Raw genomic sequence first — 279 nt, forward strand, 5'->3', positions numbered from 1 at the left:
GTTTAAGTTTACGCCAGCCGCAGCAAGATTCGCTACGCGCTTTGGCAGTGGCGATTAGTGCTTCTGAGAAAGAACTGCTGAACCCAAAACGCGATTTACCTAGACTGTTAGAAACGTTAAAAGCGCAGTTTCCAAAACTCAGTGATTTTGAACGTGACTTTCCATCACTGTGTTTTGCCTTGGCAACTGGTGTGGGTAAAACTCGGTTGATGGGTGCGTTTATTACGCATTTGTATCAGATGCATGGTATTCGCAACTACTTTGTATTGGCGCCTAATC

General features: G+C 44.8%; 1 protein-coding gene. It reads left to right on the forward strand.

Annotated features, from left to right (window positions below; translation table 11 throughout):
- Positions 1-279: DEAD/DEAH box helicase family protein (locus tag AAEZ02_RS22310; protein ID WP_351125204.1), on the forward strand; the 279-nt coding region annotated here is incomplete at both ends.

It is taken from the genome of Shewanella sp. T24-MNA-CIBAN-0130, from assembly GCF_040310185.1.
GTDB lineage: Bacteria > Pseudomonadota > Gammaproteobacteria > Enterobacterales > Shewanellaceae > Shewanella > Shewanella psychromarinicola.